At 58.1% G+C, this 15,985-nt stretch carries 16 protein-coding genes; 9 read left to right on the forward strand and 7 right to left on the reverse strand.

Annotation, left to right across the window (positions count from 1 at the left end):
- Positions 1 to 4: 4 nt before the first annotated feature.
- The 3 genes from AC1QQ2_RS01920 to argS form a co-directional block, all read right to left on the reverse strand.
- Complete coding sequence (locus AC1QQ2_RS01920) at positions 5 to 991, reverse strand: glycoside hydrolase family 3 N-terminal domain-containing protein (RefSeq protein WP_479711870.1); 987 nt, start codon at positions 989 to 991, stop codon at positions 5 to 7.
- Positions 992 to 2,017, reverse strand: a complete 1,026-nt coding sequence (locus AC1QQ2_RS01925; RefSeq protein WP_105236363.1) for an SPOR domain-containing protein — start codon at positions 2,015 to 2,017, stop codon at positions 992 to 994.
- 78 nt (positions 2,018 to 2,095) lie between these two features.
- Positions 2,096 to 3,838, reverse strand: a complete 1,743-nt coding sequence (gene argS, locus AC1QQ2_RS01930) for an arginine--tRNA ligase (protein ID WP_479711871.1) — start codon at positions 3,836 to 3,838, stop codon at positions 2,096 to 2,098.
- 109 nt (positions 3,839 to 3,947) lie between these two features.
- Here argS and AC1QQ2_RS01935 point away from each other — a divergent pair, with 109 nt between their 5' ends.
- Positions 3,948 to 5,021 (forward strand): hypothetical protein, encoded by a 1,074-nt coding sequence (locus tag AC1QQ2_RS01935; RefSeq protein ID WP_479711872.1) that lies wholly within the window; start codon positions 3,948 to 3,950, stop codon positions 5,019 to 5,021.
- Here the strand turns inward: AC1QQ2_RS01935 and AC1QQ2_RS01940 are convergent.
- A complete protein-coding gene (locus AC1QQ2_RS01940; RefSeq protein WP_479711873.1) occupies positions 5,010 to 6,869 on the reverse strand; it encodes a cation:proton antiporter in 1,860 nt (619 codons plus the stop codon). The genes AC1QQ2_RS01935 and AC1QQ2_RS01940 overlap by 12 nt on opposite strands.
- Positions 6,859 to 8,034 (reverse strand): deoxyguanosinetriphosphate triphosphohydrolase, encoded by a 1,176-nt coding sequence (locus AC1QQ2_RS01945; protein ID WP_479711874.1) that lies wholly within the window; start codon positions 8,032 to 8,034, stop codon positions 6,859 to 6,861. The genes AC1QQ2_RS01940 and AC1QQ2_RS01945 overlap by 11 nt, the downstream gene beginning before the upstream one ends.
- A gap of 74 nt (positions 8,035 to 8,108) precedes the next feature.
- On the opposite strand from AC1QQ2_RS01945, the gene AC1QQ2_RS01950 reads away from it, so the two are divergent.
- Positions 8,109 to 8,435, forward strand: a complete 327-nt coding sequence (locus tag AC1QQ2_RS01950; RefSeq protein WP_067548831.1) for a HesB/IscA family protein — start codon at positions 8,109 to 8,111, stop codon at positions 8,433 to 8,435.
- Between the two features lie 60 nt (positions 8,436 to 8,495).
- Positions 8,496 to 9,278 (forward strand): exodeoxyribonuclease III, encoded by a 783-nt coding sequence (xth, locus tag AC1QQ2_RS01955; RefSeq protein ID WP_479711875.1) that lies wholly within the window; start codon positions 8,496 to 8,498, stop codon positions 9,276 to 9,278.
- On the opposite strand, the gene AC1QQ2_RS01960 is transcribed toward xth, so the two are convergent.
- Together AC1QQ2_RS01960 and dksA are read right to left on the reverse strand one after the other, a co-directional pair.
- Entirely contained in the window at positions 9,275 to 10,432 is a 1,158-nt protein-coding gene (locus AC1QQ2_RS01960) for an FAD-dependent monooxygenase (RefSeq protein WP_479711876.1), read from the reverse strand. The genes xth and AC1QQ2_RS01960 overlap by 4 nt on opposite strands.
- A 3-nt stretch (positions 10,433 to 10,435) precedes the next feature.
- Positions 10,436 to 10,858, reverse strand: coding sequence for an RNA polymerase-binding protein DksA (dksA, locus tag AC1QQ2_RS01965; RefSeq protein ID WP_067549703.1), 423 nt, complete (start codon positions 10,856 to 10,858; stop codon positions 10,436 to 10,438).
- 188 nt (positions 10,859 to 11,046) lie between these two features.
- On the opposite strand from dksA, the gene AC1QQ2_RS01970 reads away from it, so the two are divergent.
- The 6 genes from AC1QQ2_RS01970 (at position 11,047) to AC1QQ2_RS01995 (ending at position 15,967) form a co-directional block, all read left to right on the forward strand.
- Positions 11,047 to 11,886 (forward strand): AAA family ATPase, encoded by an 840-nt coding sequence (locus AC1QQ2_RS01970; RefSeq protein WP_105235273.1) that lies wholly within the window; start codon positions 11,047 to 11,049, stop codon positions 11,884 to 11,886.
- A gap of 422 nt (positions 11,887 to 12,308) precedes the next feature.
- Positions 12,309 to 13,658 carry a DUF2927 domain-containing protein gene (locus AC1QQ2_RS01975; protein WP_105235275.1) on the forward strand — a complete coding sequence of 450 codons (1,350 nt, stop codon included), beginning with the start codon at positions 12,309 to 12,311 and terminating at the stop codon, positions 13,656 to 13,658.
- A 13-nt stretch (positions 13,659 to 13,671) separates the two neighbouring features.
- Positions 13,672 to 13,845 (forward strand): hypothetical protein, encoded by a 174-nt coding sequence (locus AC1QQ2_RS01980; protein ID WP_167668774.1) that lies wholly within the window; start codon positions 13,672 to 13,674, stop codon positions 13,843 to 13,845.
- Between the two features lie 3 nt (positions 13,846 to 13,848).
- Positions 13,849 to 15,033 carry a vWA domain-containing protein gene (locus AC1QQ2_RS01985; protein WP_479711877.1) on the forward strand — a complete coding sequence of 395 codons (1,185 nt, stop codon included), beginning with the start codon at positions 13,849 to 13,851 and terminating at the stop codon, positions 15,031 to 15,033.
- Positions 15,030 to 15,368: a hypothetical protein gene (locus AC1QQ2_RS01990; protein WP_479711878.1), complete on the forward strand. Its 339-nt coding sequence runs from the start codon at positions 15,030 to 15,032 to the stop codon at positions 15,366 to 15,368. The genes AC1QQ2_RS01985 and AC1QQ2_RS01990 overlap by 4 nt, the downstream gene beginning before the upstream one ends.
- Positions 15,365 to 15,967, forward strand: coding sequence for a DedA family protein (locus tag AC1QQ2_RS01995; protein ID WP_479711879.1), 603 nt, complete (start codon positions 15,365 to 15,367; stop codon positions 15,965 to 15,967). Before AC1QQ2_RS01990 ends, AC1QQ2_RS01995 begins: the two co-directional genes overlap by 4 nt.
- The last annotated feature ends 18 nt before the right edge of the window (positions 15,968 to 15,985 follow it).

Genomic DNA, 15,985 nt, shown 5'->3' on the forward strand with positions numbered 1-15,985 from the left:
GTCCCTACGCTAATAGCGCGTTAAGTTCGGCTTCAATCGCTTCGATGTCAACGGGTTCTGGCGTTTTCCGACAGGCCATCGCCGCCTCTGCGCGGGTCATTGCCGCCTCTGACATTTGACCACAGGTTTTGGCGATTGCCTCCATCTCTGCGGCTTCACCATTACAGTGGAGCACCACATCGCAGCCTGCTTGCAACGACACCAGCCCACGATGATCGACGGTGCCATTGAGAGCCTCCATCGAAATATCGTCGGTCATGAGAAGGCCGTTGAACCCGATATCCTCGCGGATCAGGCGGATCATATCAGGGTTTTGCGTCGCGGGTCGCTCGCCCATCGCGGGGTAAACGATATGCGCTGACATGCCCAAGGGCAGATCGTTCAGCGCCCGAAACGGGGCAAAGTCATTGATGGCGGCTTCGTCCAAAGCAACATCCGCGACAGGCAGGCCAAGGTGGCTGTCCACCTTCCCGCGCCCATGTCCGGGCATGTGTTTGAGGATCGGCAAAACGCCCCCTTCTAGATGCCCCTCTGCGCTGGCCCGCGCATTGGCGATGACCGTCGCGGCATCGGTGCCGAGGCAACGATTGCGCAAGAATGGATGTGTGTCAGGCTGTGCTACATCACAGGTCGGCGCACAATTCGCGTCGATTCCGACAGCGCGTAGTTCAGCGGCGATAATCCGATAGCGCAGCCAAAACGCCCGCGCCGCATCCTGCGCCGTTTCTGCCTGATCCAATGGCGGCAACCATTCGCGCCAATGCGGGCTGCGCATCCGCTGTACGCGTCCGCCCTCTTGATCAATCAGGACAAGAGCATCGCGACCCACGGTATCCCGCAGGTCATTCGTCAGACGTCGAAGTTGGTCTGGCGTGTCGATATTGCGGGCAAAGAGGATAAAGGCCCAAGGGTCCGCATCCTTGAAAAACCCGCGTTCCCAATCCGTTACCTCGCCCCCCTCAGGTGCGAGGATAAACGCCCCATGCGCCACTTAGCGCACCACGACAGGTACGCAGTCTGTGCCTTCAGCGGTCAGAGCCGCACAGAACCGACGAGCATCCGACAGGTCAGCAAAGTTCATCGCCCGCAGGCGGAAGAACGTCCGACCACCACGTTCGGCCTGTTGGATCACGCGGTCTTTGTTCGCCATGAAATCAGGGAAACGGTCGTTAAAACGGACCCACTCGCGGGCTGCAATCTCAACCGAGTCATAAGCACCAAGCTGAACAAGGTTCGTGCCAACGGGGATCGCAGTGGTGGTCACAGTCGCATCCGTCGCCACAGTGCGCGGTGCAGCAACAGGTGCCGCCGCTGCCGCGGCCAGCGCCGCCGCAATTGGGTTCAGACCTTCGGGACGTGCCATCGGACGCGGTGACCGCGACACACCGGGGACAGAGGCAGGAATGATGTCAGCGATTACCGCAGAGGATACGCCATTGATCGCAGTTTCAACGGGCGGCACGGCAGATGTATCGACAGCTTCCATCGGTGTCGCACCCGCAGCCAATTGATCTGCCATCGCGAGGATGTCGTCAGCACTCAACGGTTGGATACCGCTGGCAGAGAGGTCAGTCACAGCAACGCTTGGTACACCAACAGCGTCAGCTTCGGGCGCAGGTGCGCGGGTATCGACACCGTCAGGGATCACTTCGCCCGCTTCGGCGGTGGGCATAATAACCAAATCTTCGGCAGGGAGTGCCGCCATCTGCGGCGCAAGCATCAGGGTTTCTGCATCCTCGGGCGCAGCGGCACCACCCAGTGCAGCAACAGCATTGACCGATAGACCAACATGATCAGCGATATCACCACCGGGATTGCTGGGCGCGGTGCGCATCGCACCTTCCATCGCCCGCACCACAGGAACACCCGTCACATCGCGCATCACGAGCTTGTAGCCCCATACACCAATACCAATAACGAGACCGAGGGACACCAATCCCCCAGCGACGTTCACGAGTTTACCCGTATCGAGTGCACGCCCGTTTTGCGGGGCGTTCATGTCTGAGTACGCTGCCATCGTTGCCTCATCGCCGTCGGGTTTCCGTCTGCCCCGACGATCCATTTTGGTTGCCTGCTTTGCCGACAATCGGACGCTTTAGCGCATCTCTTCTGCCGGTTTGACGCCCAAAATACCCAATCCGTGCGATATGACAACCGCTACGGACTTGATCAGTGCGATTTTCGCTTGGGATGTTGCAACATCGCCCTCTTGGAAGAACCGCAATGAGGTATCTTCGTTGCCCTTGTTCCACAGGCCGTGGAAGTCAGAAGCCAGTTCATAGAGGTAAAACGCGATCCGGTGCGGCTCATGACCTTTGGCTGCGATTTCAACGAGACGCGGCCATTCAGCGAGCTTTTTGATCAGCGTCACCTCAGCCTCGTGGCCAATCTTGGTCAGGTCAGCACCCTGAAGCGCGGCGTCTGACACATCAACGCCCGCCTCGGTCGCTTTCCGCACAACAGAGTTAATCCGCGCGTTGGCGTATTGAACGTAGAACACTGGGTTGTCTTTCGACTGTTCCAGCACCTTATCAAAGTCAAAGTCCAACGGCGCGTCGTTCTTGCGGGTCAGCATGTGGAAACGGGTCACGTCAGCGCCCGCTTGTTCAACCACGTCGCGCAGGGTCACAAAGGTCCCTGCCCGTTTCGACATCTTGAACGGCTCGCCGTTTTTGAAGAGCTTCACCAACTGGATGAGTTTGATGTCCAGCGGCACGCGATTGCCAGAGAGCGCCGCAACAGCCGCCTTCATCCGTTTCACATAGCCACCATGGTCGGCACCAAAGACGTCGATCAACTGATCAAAGCCGCGCTGCACCTTGTCGTAGTGATAGGCGATATCGGGTGCGAAATAGGTCCACGCGCCGTCCGATTTCTTAACCGGACGATCAACGTCGTCGCCAAAGTCGGACGATTTAAAGAGGGTCTGTTCGCGCGGCTCCCAATCCTCGGGCAGTTTGCCCTTGGGGGGGTCCAGAACGCCTTCATAGATCAGGCCATCACCGCGCAACTGATCAATCGCGCCTTCGATTTTGCCTGTGCCGTAGAGCGCCTTTTCGGACGAGAACACATCCATTTTCACGCCGAGCAGAGCAAGGTCGTCGCGGATCATGTCCATCATCGCGGCGGTCGCGAATTCACGGATATCGGCGAGCCACACTTCTTCGGGCTGACCGAGCAGGCTGTCGCCGTATTTCTCTTTCAGCGCCTGACCAACGGGGATCAGGTAGTCACCGGGGTAAAGACCTTCGGCGATATGCGGCTCTTGGCCGTTCGCCTCGCGGTAACGTTCAAAGGCAGAGCGCGCTAGAACATCGACCTGTGCACCACCGTCGTTGATGTAATATTCGCGGGTCACGTCGTAGCCCGCATAGGCCAAGAGCGACGCTAGCGCGTCACCAAACACCGCGCCACGAGTGTGACCGACGTGCATTGGACCTGTTGGGTTGGCCGACACGTATTCGACGTTTACCTTAATGCCCTTACCCAAAGCCGACTGACCATAGGTCGCATCGGTCAGAGCCGCCGACACAATCTGCGGCCAAACCGCAGCCGCCAGACGCATGTTCAGGAACCCCGGACCAGCCACATCAGCACTCTCGATCCGCGGATCCGCGAGCAGCTTTTCAACAAGAGCCGTCGCAATCTCGCGTGGGTTCTTACCAGCAGGTTTTGCCAATACCATCGCGGCGTTCGTCGCCATGTCCCCATGCAGCGCATCACGCGGCGGTTCGACCGCAACGTTGGCAAAGTCGAGACCAGCAGGCAGCACGCCGTCGGTCACGAGGGTATCGAGGCAATCAATGACAAGCGCACGGATATCGGAAAACAGGTTCATTTTATCGTCTTTCTCGGGTTCGAGGCGGGTTTACCACGCAATGCGCTAAGGTCAACGGTCAAGCGATCTTACCACTTGCCAACCCTATCCAGTAGAGCGATGATTCAGCATGATACGTTTTACTGTTTCGCTCATTGCTTTTGTTGGTTTAATCACCCTCGGGTTAGTGTCCTACATCAGGATCGAACTCGCGTTCCCCGGGATTATGGCCTTTACTCGCTGGATTGGCGAACCCGATGTAAAAGCTGCCTATGAGAATATCAGCCACGTCCACGGGCTCTTTGCGACAACGCTCTTCCTTCTGTCGGCTTCATTCCTTGCCTTCTCCGCAGGTATGCGCGGCGCACCGCTCGGCAAACTGTGGGGCAATACGGCGCTTATCATCGCGCTCATTCAATTGCTGCTCGCGCTGTGGGAAACAGGGGCGATGCTATGGCCTACTAGTTTCCCGATTTATCCGCTTCGTCTGGAACATTATGCAGAGATCAAAGACTTCTCCGCTGGGGCCATGTTCCTCTCCGAAGATTACTTTCGGATGACGGCTCTCACACTCACCATCCTCGCGAGCGCCTCTAACGTCTGCACATCGAAACCCTACAAGCTCGGCTCGGCCCTCCTTGCGGTCATTACCCTAATGACCTTTGGTCTCTTTAACTTCTTCCGTTTGCACACGGGCGCTGACATTGGATTGTCGCTCTTTATCGTGCCCGAGGTCATTCTTTTGGCAATCCTCGCGATTGTCATGATCGACCCGATGCGTCCTGACGAACCACACCTGACTGTCGGCATCGGGTTGGTTCTGATCACAGGCATGGCCTTTGACCTCGTGTCGACTCTGGCGGACGATATGTACCTCGGGCGCAGCTATTATTTCATCGCCAACAACCATCTTGCTCAGCACGGTCTGATGCTCTTTGCGTTTTTTGCCGCTTGGTTTCGATGGAAGCTACCTCAGGGTCCGCAGTGGTGCCTGTGGGTCCACTCTGGCGCACTCGGATCTGCACTCTTGCTGACCTACCTCCCGATGATGACCATTGGGCAACGAGGCGGGATGCGGCACATGCCAGACTCCACCGATGAGTTCCCCGTTCTCCATCTCACGTCGAGCATTGGGTCCGCGGTTCTGGTCGTGGTGATCCTCTTGGGCCTTTTTGCCCCGCGCCTGTTTAGTTCACGCAGGTAAATCGTCGGGCAGGTTCGGGCGCACTTTGGATGCTTCGCTCTCTAGACTACCGGGCGGCAACATTGAGATGATCTGCACATCTGGCGCACCCTTGATCTGATCATCGCGGCGAATGAACCTAATATCCCCCGACGCACTGACCCGCGCGATCAACACCGCATCAGGCCGCTTTTCGCGCCAATGATCGGCAGTGAATTCTTCGGTCAAACGGGTGACACGGAACAGCCACCCGTCGCGCATCATCGTCTCTAGATCGCGCATGGTCTTTTCAGGGCCAAAGGGTTTGCCGCCCAAACTATTGGGTAAGGCGTGCCGCGAACTGTCGCTCTTTTCGCGCTGCACCTGATAGACCCGATCCCGCCCGAATTCAGGGCCAAGGTCGGTCGCGACAAGGGTGTTATACGCATCGTTGTCGGTCGCCGCGATGATCGTCTGATAGCCCACCCATTCCAAACGATCCTCTGCAGCCTCTGACAGGATATCACCTGTAAACGTGGGCACGCCAGCGGATCGCGCATGACGTAAATGGATGTGGTTAGGGTCAGTGATCAGCGCCCGCACATCTGCCTTTTTCAACGCCTCAGCAAGCCCCGTCGCCCAACGCGATCCGCCCGCGATAATAACCCCCGGACGTTCGCCGCCCGTCAGCCCAAGGAACCGCGCAAAAGGCGCTAGCGTAAAGCCGTGAAGAACCACGCTCGTCGCGACGAGGACAAAGGCGAGCGGTGCAACCACCGCGCCATCCTCAACCCCGATCTGCGCAAGGCGATCCCCGAACAGCCCCGCGACCGCGACCAGCACCACGCCACGCGGTCCAGTGAAGGCGACCAACACACGTTCCCGCCACGGCACATCCGTGAAGGCTAATGAGGTAAGCACGGCCACAGGTCGCGCGATCAAAATTACCGCCACTACAAACAGCCCCGCATGCCAATCAAGCCGCCCAAGCGCCGCAAAGTCGAGGTTCGCCGCGAGCAGGATAAAGACGCCCGACACCAGTAGAACCGTCGCGTGCTCTTTGAAACGGCGCAGCTCAACGTAAGACGGCAGTTTGGCATTGGCGATCCAGATACCCATGATCGTGACCGTCAACAGCCCGCTTTCGTGAAGAACCGTGTCTGCGATCGCAAAAACGGCCAACAGCACGGTAAAGATCACGGGGACCTTCATGTATTCGGGCACCCACGCCCGTTTAAACGATTTCGACACGCCCCAGCCTGCCAAGAGGCCCAAGGCCGTGGCTATCCCAATGCCCGTGATGAACTCGAATGTCGCGGCCCCGCCGTCCGATGCGGTCCGCGCAACCACGACGACTTCGAACGCGAGAACGGCGGCCAATGCGCCGATGGGGTCGTTTAGGATCGCTTCCCACTGGAGGAGGTTCGCAGGCCGTTTCGACAGTCGTGCCTGCCGCAGTAAAGGCGCGATGACGGTGGGGCCAGTAACGATCATGATCCCGCCAAAAACGGCAGAGGTTTCCCACGACAGTCCCGCCGCATAATGCAAGGCCGCCGCAGAAGTGATCCAGCCCATTGGCGCACCGACAAAAACCAGTCGCCGCACACCTTTGGCCGCGTCCGACAGAGAGTGGCGTTCTAACGTCAAACCGCCTTCGAACAAGATAATTGCAACCGCAATCGCGATCATGGGTGAGAGGAGCGCGCCAATATCGCGGGACGGATCAAAGATGCCCAATACGGGGCCGACGATGATCCCAGCGAGCAGCATCAGAACAATTGCTGGCATTCGTAGCCGCCACGCCAACCATTGTGATCCGACCCCCAAGGCGCCAACGAGTGCGAACGCCATCACTGGGGCCATCTGCCCCACTGTCCCTTCAACCGACATTTGTAACGCGCGTCCTCTCGATTATATCCGATCCGGTCAGACGCGCATGTTCCTGAATGGCAAAGCGGTCTGTCATACCTGAGATATAGTCGCAGACGATGCGGGCAAGGTCCGTCTCTGAACCGACATTCTCTAAATCCTTCCGCCATTGCTTCGGCAGATGGGTCGGGTCCGCCATAAAGAGCGGGAACAAATCCTTGACGGCGGCGGTGACATGGCGGCGCATTTCAACCACGCTTGGGTGGCGATACATGCGTGTAAACAGAAACTTACGGATCACTTTTAAATCTTCCCACAGGGCGGGAGAGAACTGAATCATCATCCGTCCAGCATGGCGCACGTCCTCGACCGAATGAGCATCGAGTTCTGCCAGATTGCGCTGACTGACCGCGATCACGTCCTCGACCAAAATGCCAAAGAAACGGCGCAGGGCTTCGTGACGGCGGCGGTAATAGTTGAGGCCCGGATACTTTTTATCGACCTCTGCCCAGCAGTCATGAAGGATCGGAAGGTCCGCCAATTCATCGGTGCTGAACAGCTCTGCCCGCAGACCATCGTGCAAGTCATGGTTGTTGTAGGCAATGTCATCTGACAGCGCCGCAACCTGCGCCTCAGCGCTCGCATGGGTGTGGAGTTCGAGGTCATGCAGCGCGTTATATTGCTGGAGCGCCCACGGAACGTCGCCCTCAACAGGCCCGTTGTGTTTCGCGATCCCCTCAAGCGTTTCCCAAGTCAGGTTCAGACCGTCCCATTCCGCATAGTGACGTTCCAGACTTGTAACGATCCGAATGGCCTGCGCGTTATGGTCAAACCCACCGTAGGGGGCCATTAACTCGTGCAGCGCATCCTCGCCCGTGTGACCGAACGGCGGGTGGCCGAGATCATGCGCGAGCGCGACCGCCTCTGTCAGCTCCTGGTTCAGACCCAAGGTGCCCGCGATCGTCCGTCCGACCTGCGCCACCTCGATTGAGTGGGTCAAACGGGTGCGGAAATAATCGCCTTCGTGTTCGATAAAGACCTGCGTCTTGTGTTTCAGCCGCCGAAACGCGCTCGCATGGATGATGCGGTCACGGTCCCGCTGGAACGGGGAGCGGAAATGGCTCTCTTCTTCGGGGTAAAGACGTCCGCGTGTTTTCGTCGGATCTGTCGCAAAAGGCGCACTCATGTGATCTGCCCTGCCTTGTTGTGTCTGCCTAGGATCTCTATATTTGAAACACGCTGCAACTTATAGGCCTGAAAATGCTCAACCTCCCGCCCAACGTGACCCAACGTGCCTTTGAACGACTGGCCGAAATCGGCGCGGCTGATCAGGGCAAGGCCCTGCGCATCGCGGTTGAAGGCGGCGGCTGTTCTGGGTTTCAATATCAGATCGAATTGGATGAACCTGCGGCGGATGACCTGATCCTTGAGGGGGCTGGTGAAAAAGTCGTGATCGACCCGACGTCGTTGCCGTTCCTCGCTGGTGCCACCATCGACTTTACCGAAGAACTGATCGGTGCCCGCTTTGCCATCGACAACCCCAATGCGGCCTCGTCGTGTGGCTGCGGAACCTCGTTTTCCATGTGACAAAGCCCTTGCGCCTGAAGGCTCTAGCGGGGACAACAGGCGCAACGCAGGAGGCAGCCCATGAAAATCGCGACGTTCAATATCAACGGGATCAAAGCGCGTTTTGAACGGCTGACTGAATGGCTGGAAGAGAGCAAACCCGACGTTGCGATCTTGCAAGAGATAAAATCAGTCGACGAAAACTTCCCCCGCGAACATTTTGAGGACATGGGCTACCGCGTTGAAACCCATGGACAAAAGAGCTTTAACGGCGTCGCGATCCTGTCCCGCCTCCCGCTCGAGGATGTGACCCGCGGTCTGCCCGGCGATGACAGCGACGAACAGGCCCGCTGGATCGAGGCGACCGTGATTGGCGACAAAGAAGCCGTCCGTATTTGTGGCCTCTACCTGCCCAACGGTAACCCCGCACCAGGTCCCAAATTCGACTACAAACTCGCATGGATGGAACGCCTCTACGCCCGTGCGCAAGCACTGATGGCGGATGAGATGCCCGCGTTCATGGCGGGTGATTACAACATCATCCCGCAGGCCGAGGACGCAAAGCGCCCAGAGGCATGGACCGAAGACGCGCTCTACCGCCCAGAGAGCCGCGCCGCGTTTCGCCGTATCCTGAACCTCGGCTTTACCGAAGCCTTCCGCGCCCGCACCATTGGCGGCGGCCACTATAGTTTCTGGGATTATCAGGCGGGTGCATGGAACCGCGATGACGGCATCCGCATTGACCACTTCTTGATGACACCGCAGTGCGCAGACCTCATGGTCGATTGCTACATTCAGAAAGACGAACGGGCCAAGGATAAACCCAGCGACCACGTTCCTGTCTGGCTCGAATTGGACGCCTAAGCCGTCACATCGTAGTTATAGAGCCAGTCATACCGCCCCAAAAACAGGTTCGGTGTGAGTTGCGCCATAGTCCGCAGACCCGCATGAGCCACGCGGCGTTTGATCCCTGTAAGGTGGTAGTTCACCGCATTGCGGTTCGCCGCCTCAATCGCACGATTGACCCGCGACCGCCGTTCCGCTTGATACGCCTTGAGGCCGAAATGAACGGACGGATCATCGTCCAGACAACGCGCCATGACAAAGGCATCCTCTAGCGCAAGGTTTGCACCCTGCGCCATGAACGGCAACGTCGGATGCGCAGCATCGCCTAATATCGCACGACTGTGATCGTGCCAGACCTTGGCCACGGGATGACGGAACAGACCCCAGCGACGTACGGTCTGCATCTGGTCAAAGAGATCAAAGAGACTCTGGTGACAATCGGAAAAAACCTCGCGCAGCACGTCAGGTTCGTCAAAGAAGTTCCAGCCCTCAGCGGCCCATTCCTTGCGCTCTTGCACGGCGACGATATTCATGCGGCCGCCCACCAGTGGATAGGTCACGACGTGTTTGCCCGCTCCCATCCAGATCTTTACCTCGGGCTGGGATGACGGCAACTTGACCACAGACCGCCACGCGACCTGCCCGGTGAAAAACGGCTTATCCTCACCGTTCAGGATCGGACGCACCACGGAATGAAGACCATCGGCACCGACGATCAGATCGCCCTCTGCTGTATCGCCGTTGGAAAACCGAACATGGGTCTCACCAACCTCGACCGCCTTAGCGTCCAAGGTGATTTTGACTTTAGCCCGTTCGCAGCCTTCGGCCAAAAGGTCCAACAAATCAGCACGGTGGAAAAATCGATAGGGCTGACCGGGGAGTCGCGAGAGATCAAACCGCCCGATCACCTCGCCGGTCATCGCATCCATCGGCAATAAGGCTGAGGCGGAAATGCTGCGCTGATCGGCAATCGCGCCCAGACCCAAGGCCGCGAGAACAGCGCCGCCATTGGGCGTGATCTGCAACCCTGCGCCCACTTCGCGCAATTCGTCGGCCTGTTCGAAAACCTGAACCTCTGCCCCCGTGCGGGCAAAGCAAAGGGCGGCCGCGAGACCCGCGATGCCGCCCCCAATGATAACGACCCGCCGGCCGGAATTTGCGCCGGTGGTCATGCCTTAGTCGTCGCGGTGAACTTTTTCGCGGCGCTCGTGGCGTTCTTGTGCTTCGAGCGTCATGGTCGCGATCGGACGCGCATCCAGACGTTTGAGGCTGATCGGTTCGCCGGTCATTTCACAGTAGCCGTATTCGCCGTTGTCAATCCGACGGATCGCAGCGTCGATTTTCGACACCAGCTTGCGCTCACGGTCACGGGTGCGCAGTTCCAGCGCACGGTCGGTTTCTTCAGACGCGCGGTCAGCAATGTCTGGAATGTTCCGTGTGCCCTCTTTCATGCCAGTGATCGTGTCACGGCTTTCTTCGAGGATATCGTTTTTCCACGCAATCAATTTACGACGAAAATACTCGAGCTGACGCTCGTTCATAAACGGTTCGTCCTCGGCGGGACGGTAATCTTCCGGAAGAAAATTCTCGGCTTTCATCGAACTACCCTTAATCGCGCTGTCGGCCGTCGTGTTGGGTTCATCGGCCATCAGCCACTCCCTCTAACTCGCGCCCTCCTTTACTCTCTCAGTACAGGAGTGTCACGCCCGAAAATGGTAATTTCGTCAATGGTTGCAGGTCGTTTTCGTCGTGATACTGTCACACGACTTTGAAGGGACGGACGACAATGCAGTTCAACGGAACCGATTCTTATGTGGCTGGCGACGATCTTAAGGTTGCGGTGAATGCCGCGGTCACGCTGGAACGTCCGCTCTTGGTCAAGGGGGAACCGGGAACGGGTAAAACGGAACTGGCTCGTCAGGTCGCTGCGGCGCTAGGTCTGCGGATGATCGAATGGAACATCAAATCGACCACCAAGGCGCAACAGGGTCTTTATGAATATGACGCGGTAAGCCGTCTACGGGACAGCCAGTTGGGCGACGAACGTGTTCACGATGTGAAGAACTACATCAAAAAAGGTAAGCTCTGGCAGGCGTTTGAGGCCGATGAAAAGGTCGTCCTTTTGATTGATGAGGTCGATAAGGCCGACATCGAATTTCCGAACGACCTGTTGCAAGAACTCGATCGGATGGAGTTCCATGTCTATGAGACGGGCGAAACGATCCGCGCCACCAACCGCCCGATCGTCATCATCACCTCGAACAATGAAAAGGAACTGCCCGACGCGTTTCTGCGCCGTTGTTTCTTTCACTACATTCGTTTCCCCGATGCCGACACGCTGCGCCAGATCATCGCGGTCCATCACCCCAATATCAAAGCCGACCTTTTGTCGACAGCCCTCACCCGCTTCTTTGAAGTGCGCGAAACCCCTGGGTTGAAAAAGAAGCCATCAACCTCTGAAGTGCTCGACTGGCTGAAACTCCTCCTCGCCGAAGACCTCAGCGCCGAGGATCTGCGACAGGATTCGGGCAATGCGCTGCCGAAACTGCACGGCGCGCTGCTGAAAAATGAACAGGACGTTCATCTTTTCGAACGACTCGCCTTTATGGCGCGTCGGGCGCGCTAAGGCCTCGATTCAACATCTAGCGGCACGATTGTTGCCACGCACTACGATAGTGGCGCGGCTGCGACACGATTTCGCCAAATTGGTAAACAATTGCCATTTTTCGCGTGATTTGTGGCAGCACGACGCCTTTTAGTTGTCGTGTTGCGTGAGGCTCGCCTTGGTAAAACCCCTTTGCGATCTGAATGCGGCCCCACTCCTTCGGCAGGTTAGGGTTGTGGGTAAATTGAGGAGAGCACTTTGACCAAGGCAAAAATGCCGGTCGAATGCCGCCAGTCCCCCCCCGCAATGGTTGCGGATCGGGCTAGGCTGTGGACCGTTAAAGATCACCAGACCGCGCAATCGCGCCTGTCTGGACTGTTACAAACAATTGGCGCCACCCTACTGGGCGCCAATGCGACCTGTCTGCCCAAAGGAGGCCTGCTATGAGAGCTGCCTACCTTATGGCCGTGACAACGCTAACCGCCTGCACACCGATGCCGCAGACGTTTGAACCGACCCGTGCGCTGAGCATGGAGGATCACCTGCCGCCGATGCGGACCTTTGCGAATAACAACGTCTCTTTGCCGACCCGCCCGAACAGCGAACTGCTGCGCGATTTCCTCGACCTCTCGTTCCGGATGGAGAGCGGTCGCCCGATTGCGACGCTCACACGGTTCGAAGGCCCAATTTCGGTGCGTGTCACTGGCCCCGCCAATGCGACCCTCGTCACCGATTTGCGCGCGCTTTTGGCGCGGATGCAAAACGAGGCGGGCATCGACATTTTCCTCACAGGTGCGCCAGAGGCCGCCATCACAATCCAAGCCATTCCTCGGGCCGAGCTAACCCGCGCCGTCCCACGCGCCGCTTGTTTCGTGGTGCCCCGCGTATCGAGTTGGGAAGAGTTCAAACAAGTGCGCCGCACGCCGCAAGTCGATTGGACCACTCTGGAACGCCGTGACCGCGCGACCGTCTTTGTACCTGCTGATGTGGCCCCACAGGAAATCCGCGACTGCCTGCACGAAGAACTAGCCCAAGCCATCGGCCCGCTCAACGATCTCTACCGCCTGCCGGATTCGATCTTTAACGACGATAACATGCATGCGGTGCTGACCAGCTTTGATATGCTGATGCTCAAGGCCTATTATTCGCCCGAACTGCGCAACGGCATGACCCGCGGTGAAGTCGCCGCGCGCCTGCCCGCTATTCTGGCTCGGTTGAACCCCGCCGGTGAACGCAGCGACGGTCGGCCCGTCAACGACACGTCCCGCGATTGGATTGACGCGATGGAAACGGCGCTGTCCTCTGGAACACCCGCTGGTGGACGAACCGCCGCGGCAGAGCGCGCTGTGAACCTTGCGCGCAGCTATGGATGGTCGAACACCCGCGAAGGCTTTGCCAATTTCGTTTATGGTCGCCTGCAAGTCGGGCGCGACCCTGCCCTCGCCCGTGCCGCGTTCGAGGCAGCAGACCGCGCCTATCGCGCCAGCGCCGAAACCCGTTTGCAACGCGCCCATGTGGCGGTGCAGCTCGCGGCGTTCTCTCTTTCTGAAGGGGACAACATCCAGACCCTGCAGATCACGAACGAAGCGATCCCTATTGCCGCCGCCCATGAAAACGCGGCCCTACTTGCGACTCTCATGATGTTCAAAGCAGAAGCTCTGGACAACCTCGGTCGTGCGTCAGAGGCGTCCCAAACCCGCATGGACAGTCTTGCGTGGGCGCGGTATGGATTTGGCTCTGATCAAAATGTCAGGACCCGATTGCGCGAGGTTGCCGCACTCGATCCAAGATAAGGAGAAACGCCCCATGCTTATCCCCATTTTCGGCCTGCTTCTCGGTGCCATTTTCGGGGGCCTACGGGCAAAGCTACGGGGCGGATCCGCCCTCGACATCCTGCAATGGGCTGCGGTTTATGCGCTGATCCTCGGCACGATCGCGCTGTTCATCATGATCGGGATCGACCGCAGCTATCGGCCATAATCGATGTTTCTGCCGTTTTTCGAAACCCTTCGGAAAGGCGGCGTGCCGGTCTCGTTGCGGGAGTTTCTGTCGTTCCTCGACGGGCTTGCCGCAGGGATCGCCACATATGACGTGGATGCGTTTTACTACCTCGCCCGAGCTGCGCTGGTAAAAGACGAACGCCACCTCGACAAATTCGACCGCGCTTTTGCAGCCAGTTTTGAAGGGCTAGAGAGCATCAGTTTCGACGATATGGTCGAGGCGATGGACCTTCCCGAAGAGTGGCTCCGCAAGCTCGCGGAAAAGACGCTGAGCGAAGAGGAAAAAGCCGAAATCCAATCGCTCGGTGGGTTTGAAAAGCTGATGGAGACGCTGAAACAGCGGCTCGAAGAACAAAAAGGCCGCCATCAGGGTGGATCGAAGTGGGTCGGCACAGCGGGCACGTCGCCCTTTGGAGCCTATGGCTACAACCCCGAAGGCGTCCGTATTGGTCAGGACAAATCACGCCACCAACGCGCCGTAAAAGTCTGGGACAAAAGAGAATTCAAGAACCTCGACGATAGCGTCGAACTTGGCACCCGCAACATTAAGGTTGCTCTGAAACGTCTGCGCAAATGGGCGCGTGATGGGGCGGCGGATGAATTGGACCTTGATGGTACGATCCGCGCCACGGCAGAGCACGGCTATCTCGACGTGCAGACCCGTCCCGAACGACGCAACGCGGTGAAGGTGCTGCTGTTCTTTGACATCGGCGGCTCAATGGACCCGCATATCAAGGTGGTCGAAGAACTCTTCAGCGCCGCACGGAGCGAGTTCAAACACCTCGAACATTTCTATTTCCATAACTGTCTCTACGAAGGCGTTTGGCGCGACAATGCCCGCCGTTGGAATGCGCAAACGCCGACATGGGACGTTCTGCACACCTATGGTCCCGACTACAAATGCATCTTTGTCGGTGACGCCTCGATGTCCCCCTATGAAATCGCCTATCGCGGCGGGGCCAATGAACATTGGAACGAAGAGGCAGGACAGGTTTGGCTCGAACGGGCGCGGAATCAGTGGCCCAATCACCTGTGGATCAACCCTGTTCCGGAACGGCTTTGGGGATATACTCAGTCCATCGGAATGATCCGCGACATATTTGGTGCTGACCGCATGGTGCCAATGACGCTCGAAGGGATCGAACGCGGCATGAAGGCGCTGGGATGAGCAGGCTAAACCGTTTCTTTACCAAACACCGCATTGCCATTGTGGGCTTTGCGCTGGCTGTCGTTTTGCTGGGGTTTTTCCTCGTCAAATTCGTGCTCGACATGCTGTTTTGGAATGATCCCGCCCATCGACGCGTTGATCCTGCGGAATGGATGACACCTGGTTTCATAGCGCACAGTTGGCATGTGGATAGCCGCGACCTTGCCACCGCCATCGGGATTACCGAAAAACCCGAAGGCCGACCAACGCTCGAAGATATAGCGGAGATGCGCGGTGTCCCCGTGGCCCAAATCATCGCCGAAGTTCAGGCCTTTTTGGCGGAGAACGCGCGGTGACCGAATGGGTTTTGGGGCAAGTCGCGGTTTATGGTGCGTGGATCTTGTTCATTGTAACCTTCCTGTCGTGCCTCGCCCTACCGATCCCAGCCTCTCTTGCGATGATGGCGGGTGGCGCGTTTGTCGGCGCGGGTGATCTGAGCTACCTCGCGGTCTCCTCTGCGGCCTTTGGTGGCGCGATGGTGGGTGATCAGACGGGCTATATCATCGGCAAACATGGTGGCCGCCACATCCGCCATAAGATCACCAGCCACCCGAAACGCGCGAAGCTGTTTCAACAGGCCCAAGATCTCACCCACAAACATGGCGGCATAGCGATTTTCCTTAGCCGTTGGGCGCTCAGCCCGCTGGGGCCATATGCCAATGTCGCGGGCGGGATCGTGGGGATGAACCGTCTGCGGTTCACCATCTGGGGCGCCGCAGGCGAGGCTGTTTGGGTTTTCATCTACATCACCCTCGGCCTCTTGTTCGCGGATCAGATCATCTATGCGGCAGAAGTTGCCTCTGACCTCTCGGGCCTTCTGGTCGCGCTCGTCCTCACGTTAGGCATTGGCCATTGGCTGTGGAAACGCTGGCGCGATCATCATCGACATGGTTAGGCTTGTCGCGGCGCGTGA

Source organism: Aestuarium sp., assembly GCF_023253315.1.
GTDB classification, from domain to species: domain Bacteria; phylum Pseudomonadota; class Alphaproteobacteria; order Rhodobacterales; family Rhodobacteraceae; genus Marivivens; species Marivivens donghaensis.

Excerpts from the sequence above, each read along its gene's own strand:
- AC1QQ2_RS01925 (WP_105236363.1), bottom strand. The coding sequence starts at position 2,017 with ATGGCAGCGTACTCAGACATGAACGCCCCGCAAAACGGGCGTGCACTC.
- argS (WP_479711871.1), bottom strand. The coding sequence starts at position 3,838 with ATGAACCTGTTTTCCGATATCCGTGCGCTTGTCATTGATTGCCTCGAT.
- AC1QQ2_RS01935 (WP_479711872.1), top strand. The coding sequence starts at position 3,948 with ATGATACGTTTTACTGTTTCGCTCATTGCTTTTGTTGGTTTAATCACC.
- AC1QQ2_RS01940 (WP_479711873.1), bottom strand. The coding sequence starts at position 6,869 with ATGTCGGTTGAAGGGACAGTGGGGCAGATGGCCCCAGTGATGGCGTTC.
- AC1QQ2_RS01945 (WP_479711874.1), bottom strand. The coding sequence starts at position 8,034 with ATGAGTGCGCCTTTTGCGACAGATCCGACGAAAACACGCGGACGTCTT.
- AC1QQ2_RS01950 (WP_067548831.1), top strand. The coding sequence starts at position 8,109 with ATGCTCAACCTCCCGCCCAACGTGACCCAACGTGCCTTTGAACGACTG.
- xth (WP_479711875.1), top strand. The coding sequence starts at position 8,496 with ATGAAAATCGCGACGTTCAATATCAACGGGATCAAAGCGCGTTTTGAA.
- AC1QQ2_RS01960 (WP_479711876.1), bottom strand. The coding sequence starts at position 10,432 with ATGACCACCGGCGCAAATTCCGGCCGGCGGGTCGTTATCATTGGGGGC.
- dksA (WP_067549703.1), bottom strand. The coding sequence starts at position 10,858 with ATGAAAGCCGAGAATTTTCTTCCGGAAGATTACCGTCCCGCCGAGGAC.
- AC1QQ2_RS01970 (WP_105235273.1), top strand. The coding sequence starts at position 11,047 with ATGCAGTTCAACGGAACCGATTCTTATGTGGCTGGCGACGATCTTAAG.
- AC1QQ2_RS01975 (WP_105235275.1), top strand. The coding sequence starts at position 12,309 with ATGAGAGCTGCCTACCTTATGGCCGTGACAACGCTAACCGCCTGCACA.
- AC1QQ2_RS01980 (WP_167668774.1), top strand. The coding sequence starts at position 13,672 with ATGCTTATCCCCATTTTCGGCCTGCTTCTCGGTGCCATTTTCGGGGGC.
- AC1QQ2_RS01985 (WP_479711877.1), top strand. The coding sequence starts at position 13,849 with ATGTTTCTGCCGTTTTTCGAAACCCTTCGGAAAGGCGGCGTGCCGGTC.
- AC1QQ2_RS01990 (WP_479711878.1), top strand. The coding sequence starts at position 15,030 with ATGAGCAGGCTAAACCGTTTCTTTACCAAACACCGCATTGCCATTGTG.